The sequence below is a fragment of the Shewanella sp. Sh95 genome, assembly GCF_001308045.1.
Classification (GTDB): Bacteria; Pseudomonadota; Gammaproteobacteria; order Enterobacterales; family Shewanellaceae; genus Shewanella; species Shewanella xiamenensis.
On sequence record NZ_LGYY01000108.1, the window covers coordinates 76,710 to 84,736 of the forward strand.

Genomic DNA, 8,027 nt, shown 5'->3' on the forward strand with positions numbered 1-8,027 from the left:
ACATCTCCCGTTTTTTATATCCATTTATTGAGTCGTATCCCCAAATATCTGTTTAGGCTGGTTCGATAACCCGCTTAGTCACCTTTTCAACTCTTACTGCGCAAACCTTATATTCAGGGATATAAGCCACGGGATCTAAGGCATTGATGGTGAGTTTGTTCGCTGCGGCTTCGACAAAATGGAACGGCAAGAACAGTACACCGGCTTGGGCGCGTTTAGTCACAAAGGCATCTATCTCAATCTCGCCGCGGCGGGTGATAAGGCTAATTTTGTCGCCATTATTTATCCCGAGTTGCTCGGCATCATAGACTGAAATCATCACTTTAGGTGCGCCGAGTAAATCCAGTCCCGGTGTTTTACGGGTGAGTGTACCTGTGTGGAATTGTTCTAAGAGCCGCCCCGTTGATAGCGTCAGTGGGTACTCGTTGCAGGGCATTTCGGCGGGAAGACGATAACTGACGGGCGTAAATAAGCCTAAACCGCGGGTGAATTGACTCTGGTGCATAATCGGTGTTCCCGGATGATTTTCATCCGGACAGGGCCATTGAATACCCTGAGGCACTTTACCCTCTGCACTTGTGGTTAATCTTTCCCAACGAATACCGCGATACTGGGGTGTTAATACATTGATTTCAGTCCAAATAGCCTCTTCATCTTTGTAATCCCAGTTTGCGCCCATGGCATTAGCGAGCGCTTGTACGATCTGCCAATCGGGTAAGGCTTCCCCCGGTGAGGCAAGCGCTTGCTCGAGTCGCTGCACCCGGCGCTCAGTATTGGTAAAGTGACCGCGTTTTTCTACAAAAGCGGCGGCGGGCAAGACCACATGGGCAAGCTCGGCCGTCTCGGTTAAAAAGATATCCTGCACTACCAGAAACTCGATTTGACTCAGTGCATTAAGCACATGAGCTTGATCGGGATCGCTCAGCACTGGATTTTCACCCATCACATATAAGGCTTTGATTTTGCCCTTGGCAATGTCGTGCATCATGTGGGTTGCTGTGACGCCAATTTCCCCCGATAACGGCGTTTGCCAGTGGTTTTCGAAGCGCATTCTGGCATGAATATCCGTGACCTTTTGATAGCCTGTGAAGTAGTTGGGTAATGCACCCATATCACAAGCCCCTTGCACATTACTCTGGCCGCGCAGCGGATTGATACCCGCCCCTGATACTCCGATATTACCGCAGAGTAGTTGCAGGTTAGAAATGGCGGTGACGTTATCGTGGCCTGTCGTATGCTGTGTGATGCCCATGGCGTAGTAAACCGCCGTTTTTTGCGCCGTGCCTATGGTATGCGCGATGCGGGCGATATCCTCAGCCTTAACACCTGTGATTAGGGCGGCGTTTTCGAGGGAGTAATCCTCCTTCGCTAATTCCGCATAGAGGCCCTCGATCCCTTCAGTTCGCTTGGCGATATAGGCTTTATCTTGCCAATCGTGGCGAACAATTTCCGCCATAATGGCGTTTAATAGCATCACATCCGTGCCCGGTCTGTGGGCAACATAGAGTTCGGCCTTTTCTGCTATACCAACGCGTTTAGGATCGGCCACGATTAATCGTGCGCCGTGCTGCATTACCGCCTGCTGGATTTTTGAGGCAATAATCGGGTGGGCACAGGTGGTGTCTGAACCGATGATAAAGATAACATCCGAGTCTTTAATACTTGGAATATCATTGGTCATGGCGCCACTACCAATACTTTGCTGTAAGCCCGTTACCGTCGATGAGTGGCATAGGCGGGCGCAGTGATCGATATTATTGGTACCAAGAACGCTGCGGACAAACTTTTGCAGCACAAAGTTATCTTCGTTAGTCGCTTTAGCCGAGGCGAGACTAGCGATCGCGTTGCTGCCATCTTGCTGTTTTATCTCGGTTAAGCATTTCGCCACATAGGCGATGGCTTCGGGCCAACTACAAGGTTGTAGTTCGCCATTTTTACGTATTAATGGTGTCGTGAGGCGTTTGTCGCTGTGAATAAAATCGAAACCAAAACGCCCTTTAACACATAACATGCCCTGGTTAACAACCGAGTCTTTATTGCCTTCGATATGGCGAATGCGATTGGTGTTAGGGTCAATTTTAAGATCCAGACGACAGCCTACACCGCAGTAAGTACAAATCGTCGAGGCGGTTTTAAGTGCTGTTTTATCGCCTTGGCGTTTGTCCCGCGCATCGACCAGTGCGCCAGTGGGACACACCTGCACGCAGTTGCCACATTGTACACAGCGACTATCGGCCATGCTCGCGCTAAAGCCAACTCTCGGCGCGCGGCGCACGAGGCTTTGACTGATTTCCTGTGGCAGCGCCTGATAGGAATCTTCGGTAAATTGGATGGCGCAGTGGCCGCTCTGCTGCTGGCACACATCAACGCATTTGCCGCAGCTAATGCAACGGTTAGCATCGAATTGAATAAAGGGTGAACTCTTATCTACGCTGAAATGCCGTGCATTTTCAGTGGCTAAGCTTTTGCTCTCAACACCGTAATCCGTAGCGTAATCCCTTAGTTTACAGTCGGTATTGGCCTGGCAGGCACACTCAAGGCAACGCGCAGCCTCTTGCATAGCGGCATCTGCGGGAAAGCCCAATTCGACTTCACTGTAATTCAGCAGCCGTTGTAATGCTGTTAATTCGGGCATTTTCAAGCGGGGCTGACGTGGCGTATGAGGATAAAGCGTTGGCGCAGCTTCTGATGTTGTTTTAGCTTGCTTAAGGGCGCTCGGAATGGTTTTTACCGAGTTAAAATCGTGGGCATGTAAATCACAGCTAAGGCCAATTTGAAGCATTTTATCAATGGCTTTTGCCGCTTTTCGGCCATCACCAATGGCGGCAACCGCGGTGGCTGGGCCGCGGCGGGCATCGCCCATCACAAACAGTTTTTCCACACCCGATGACATGGTTTGCTCACAACCAATGAGGGTGTTCCAGCGACTGAGTGCCAGCTCGCCATGGCTAAGTTGCCCCATGGGATCTTGCATAAAGCTTAGGTCTGGTGCCTGCGAGACGGCGGCGATAACAGTATCAAAGGCTTCGGTAAAGGTTTCCCCTGTGTCCACGGGGGCGCGTCTGCCTGAAGCATCGGCTTCGCCGAGCGCCATTTTACTAAAGGTGACCGACTGTACATGTCCTTTGGCATCACTATGATTTTCAATGGGATTGGTTAAGAAGTGGAATTTTACTCCTTCAACTTCGGCCTCGTGTACTTCGTAGGCTTCGGCGGGCATTTCGGCGCGGGTACGGCGGTAGATTAAGGTAACATCGCAGCCTTCACGTACCGCTGTACGAGCACAATCGATGGCGGTATTGCCGCCGCCGATGACTGCGACTTTTTTACCCAACTTCAGTTGCTTATCGAGGCAATGATCCTTAAGAAAATCTACTCCAAGATAACAGCCCGCCAGCTCCGAGCCTTTATAATTCATTGACACCGCTTTTTGGGCGCCGATCGCAAGGCACACCGCATCGAAGTCGGTGACCAACTGGGCTAAGTGAACCTCATGGCCGAGGCGAGTATTGGTATGAATGATTAAACCATTACGACACAGCAGCTCGATTTCTTTATCGAGAATCGCCTTGGGTAAACGGTATTCGGGAATACCGTAGCGCAGCCAACCGCCCGCCTTGGGCATGGCTTCAAATATCTCGACATTATGCCCTTGGTTAGACAGGTAATAACCTGCACTTAAGCCTGCTGGCCCCGCACCAATAATCGCAATTTTTTTACCCGTGTCTGCGAGGCGTGGCGGTTGATAGCTATTGCCGTGCTCGTCATCGGCTAAATCTAAATCGGCAGCGTGGCGCTTAAGTTGGCGGATGGCAATAGGGTCGTCGACGAGGCCGCGGCGGCATTCGGTTTCGCAAAATGCGGGGCAGACACGGCCAATCGACAGCGGCAGTGGCAGAGTGTCTTTAATGATTTTAATCGCTTGGGTGTGGTCACCTTGGGCAATGTGGTAGAGATAACTTTGTACATCGACCCCCGCAGGGCAGGCCTGTTGGCAGGGCGCTTCACAATCGGCAAAGTGATCACTCAAGATGGTGTTCAGTGCCGCTTGGCGCTGTTTGGTTAAAAACGCCGATTGGGTGATGACCTTCATGCCTGTTTGGGCAGGGGTTTCACAGGCTTTAACGCAGCGCAGACTGGCATCGCTATTTTCGATTTGCACCAGACAGAGGTTACAGTCCTGCTTTTCGGCATGGGCTTGCGTGTCCAATTGCCGTGAGGCGTCAGTGGGATCGCACAGGCTGGGAATAGCAATACCCGCCTTACGGGCTGCGTGTAATAGGTTATCGCTCGGCTCGGCCGAGACTATCTGATTATCGATTCGAAGTTCTATCATCCCATGGCCTTTTATATTTGTAGGGTGCTTGCTGCATGGCAGGCTTAAGGTGGATTTGAGTATAACTAGAGCGCTTTAGAAGACGCTTATGGTCGAGGGAAGTTTGATGCTAAATTGCTGCTGTCATCACAAACAGGCGTCAGACTGTGCGCTGATGAAAGTTTATTGGTGGAATACTGTGATTATCTCAGCATTTTATATGTGTTTTATCTGTATCTTGTTTAATCCTATGCAGTTTTTAGTGATTATCACTGTTTAGTAAACTCAATTTTTAATTGAATTGGGGCGTCAAGCTGGCAATTTCATGTAAGATCACAGTCTTAACTCGGCTTTGTTTGTTAATCTGCCGACCCTAACGGTGCTTTTTATGCTGATAAAATCGCAGTGAAACGCTATCACGCCCTAGGTTTACCAGCGTTGTTAGGTTAAAATGCGCGGTTGCAATTACCGTTAAGCGCCGCCTCCTTTGATGGAAACTCCATTGAAACGGCAAAAATAAAGCGAAGTTAAAAATCCATGTTTGAAGTTAATCCAGTAAAATTCAAAATTAAGGAGCTTGCCGAGCGTACGCAGCTTCTTAGGGGGTATCTTTGACTACGATGCTAAGCATGAGCGTCTAGAAGAAGTCAGCCGTGAACTTGAAAGTTCTGAGGTGTGGAACGAGCCAGAACGTGCTCAAGCCCTAGGTAAAGAGCGCGCTAGCCTCGAAGCCGTCGTAAAAACTATCGATGATATGGACGCCGGTCTCGAAGACGTTGAAGGTCTACTTGAGCTTGCCATCGAAGAGGAAGACGAAGACACCTTCAATGAAACCACCAAAGAGCTGGATTATTTAGAGAGCCGTTTGGCCGAACTCGAATTCCGCCGTATGTTCTCTGGTCCACAGGACGCCTCAAACTGTTACTTAGACATTCAGTCGGGCAGTGGTGGTACAGAGGCGCAAGATTGGGCCAACATGGTACTGCGTATGTATCTGCGTTGGGGTGAAGCCCACGGATTCAGTCCTGAGCTGATGGAAGTGACCGACGGTGACGTCGCTGGTATTAAAGGCGCGACCATTAAGTTTACCGGTGAATATGCCTTTGGTTGGTTACGTACCGAAACTGGCGTGCACCGTTTAGTGCGTAAATCACCATTTGACTCATCGGGTCGTCGCCATACGTCTTTCTGCTCGGTATTCGTTTACCCTGAGATTGATGACGATATCACTATCGATATCAACCCTGCTGACTTACGTATCGACGTATACCGCGCCTCGGGTGCCGGTGGTCAGCACGTTAACCGAACCGAATCTGCGGTACGTATTACCCACTTACCGACCAACACGGTAGTGCAGTGCCAGAACGACCGTTCACAGCACAAGAACAAAGATTCGGCGATGAAACAGTTAAAAGCCAAACTGTTCGAATTAGAAATGCATAAGCAAAATGCGGAAAAGCAAGCCGCCGAAGATGCCAAATCTGACATCGGTTGGGGCAGCCAAATTCGTTCTTATGTATTGGATGATTCCCGTATTAAAGACTTACGCACTAGCGTGGAGACGCGCAATACCCAAGCGGTACTCGATGGCGATCTGGACAAGTTTATCGAAGCCAGTTTGAAATCAGGGCTGTAATTAATTCAAAGGTATAGACGAGAAATAAGATGACTGAACAAGTACAAGATGAAAACAAACTGATTGCCGAGCGTCGTGCCAAGCTAGACAGCATTCGCCCGAACTGCAGCGCTAATGCTCACCCTAATACCTTCCGTCGCACCCATAAAGCGGCTGAGTTGCAGGAAAAATACGGTCAAAACACTAAGGAAGAACTCGAAGCCTTAGGTTTTAGAACCAGCATCGCTGGCCGTATCATGGCAAAACGTGGCCCATTCCTGGTGATCCAAGACGTGTCTGGTCGCATCCAAGCTTATGCTGAAAAGGGTGTTCAAGCGGATCTGAAGGATAAATACCAAGGTCTGGATATCGGTGACATCATCGGCGTAACTGGTCAGTTGCACTTATCTGGTAAAGGCGATCTGTACGTCAACATGGAAGAGTACCAACTGCTGACTAAAGCACTGCGTCCTTTGCCAGAAAAATTCCACGGCTTAACCGACCAAGAAACCCGTTACCGCCAACGTTATGTGGACTTAATCGTTAACGAAGAATCTCGTCAAGCCTTCGTCATGCGTTCAAAAGTGGTTGCAGCTATCCGTAACTTCATGATCAAAAAAGAGTTCATGGAAGTTGAAACCCCAATGATGCACGTGATCCCAGGCGGCGCTTCTGCCCGTCCATTTATCACGCACCATAATGCGCTGGACATGCCAATGTACCTGCGTATCGCGCCAGAGTTATACCTCAAGCGTTTAGTGGTAGGTGGTTTTGAGCGTGTGTTCGAAATCAACCGTAACTTCCGTAACGAAGGTCTGTCGCCACGCCATAACCCAGAATTCACTATGATGGAATTCTATATGGCCTATGCAGACTACAAAGATCTGATGGACTTAACCGAAGAACTGTTAAGCTCTATCGCCATTGAGTTATTAGGCAGCGCGCAAATGCCATACGGCGAGCACACCGTTGATTTCGGTGGCCCATATGCCCGTTTAAGCATGTTAGAAGCGATTCAGAAGTACAATCCTGACAACGCGACTATCCAAGCCATGACTTACGAGCAAGTGAAAGATCTTGAATTCATGCGTGAACTGGCAACTAGCCTAGGCATCAAGATCGAGAAGTTCTGGACCTGTGGTCAGCTATTAGAAGAAATCTTCGGTGAAACTGCTGAATGGCAGTTAATGCAACCGACCTTCATCACTGGCTACCCAGCGGACATTTCGCCACTGGCACGTCGTAACGATGACAATCACTTCATCACCGACCGTTTTGAATTCTTCATCGGTGGCCGTGAAGTAGCTAACGGCTTTAGCGAATTAAACGATGCTGAAGACCAAGATAGCCGCTTTAAAGCGCAGGTTGACGCCAAAGACGCGGGTGACGATGAAGCCATGTTCTACGATGCAGACTATATCACTGCGCTGGAACACGGTTTACCGCCAACAGCGGGTCAAGGTATCGGTATCGACCGTTTAGTGATGTTATTTACTAACACTCACACTATCCGTGACGTGATCCTATTCCCAGCGATGCGCCCACAAGCCTAAGTGCGGTATTGGGTTGCAGATAAAACCTGCGACCCAATTTGCATTGGATAAATATTAAAAAACCAGCCTTTTGGCTGGTTTTTTATGGGCGATTCAAGGGGGGAGTAATGGCTATTTTGCTAGTTTACATTCTTGAACGTTTTTCATGCCTTCGGTATCTGAGACGGCTTTTAGTCCTGCACCACCCACAAATACACCCATCTTGATATATTGCTCGAAGAAGTAGTTTTTACCCCCTTCTGTTTTCACTGTTAAATCATTTTCGCTGAATTCAGATTCGGTCGATAACTTTTGCTCACCGGGATCAACTTCTTTGTAAAAATAAACTTTGTTTGCTGACTCACCAATTAGATTGCCGTTAATGTAGATATTTTTCTTTAGTGCTTGTCCAGCAAAGCTATTACGGTAAACATAGATCCGACTTTCCGCACCTGATTTAGGAATAAATTTGCCGATACCGTTCGCCTAACACGTCGAGAATGATCTGCTGGTCCACTGTGAGTCCTGTGACTTGAGGTGGCGCCTCTCCCAACTGGTACTCGTG

4 protein-coding genes are annotated in these 8,027 nt (G+C 49.0%); 2 read left to right on the plus strand and 2 right to left on the minus strand.

What is annotated here, in order from left to right:
• Window positions 1–52: 52 nt before the first annotated feature.
• Window positions 53–4,336: a formate dehydrogenase subunit alpha gene (gene fdhF / locus AEA42_RS07930; RefSeq protein ID WP_055647430.1), complete on the minus strand. Its 4,284-nt coding sequence runs from the start codon at window positions 4,334–4,336 to the stop codon at window positions 53–55.
• Window positions 4,337–4,852: 516 nt separating this feature from the next.
• Here fdhF and prfB point away from each other — a divergent pair.
• Window positions 4,853–5,951 (plus strand): peptide chain release factor 2 gene (gene prfB / locus AEA42_RS07935; RefSeq protein ID WP_181382077.1). Its coding sequence is split into 2 segments (ribosomal slippage): window positions 4,853–4,927 and window positions 4,929–5,951, totalling 1,098 coding nucleotides; the frame shifts between segments, so codons are not numbered across the junction.
• Window positions 5,952–5,980: 29 nt separating this feature from the next.
• Window positions 5,981–7,483 carry a lysine--tRNA ligase gene (gene lysS, locus AEA42_RS07940; protein ID WP_023268075.1) on the plus strand — a complete coding sequence of 501 codons (1,503 nt, stop codon included), beginning with the start codon at window positions 5,981–5,983 and terminating at the stop codon, window positions 7,481–7,483.
• 111 nt (window positions 7,484–7,594) lie between these two features.
• Here the strand turns inward: lysS and AEA42_RS07945 are convergent, their stop codons facing one another.
• Complete coding sequence (locus AEA42_RS07945; protein WP_055647431.1) at window positions 7,595–7,939, minus strand: DUF2846 domain-containing protein; 345 nt, start codon at window positions 7,937–7,939, stop codon at window positions 7,595–7,597.
• Window positions 7,940–8,027 lie beyond the last annotated feature (88 nt).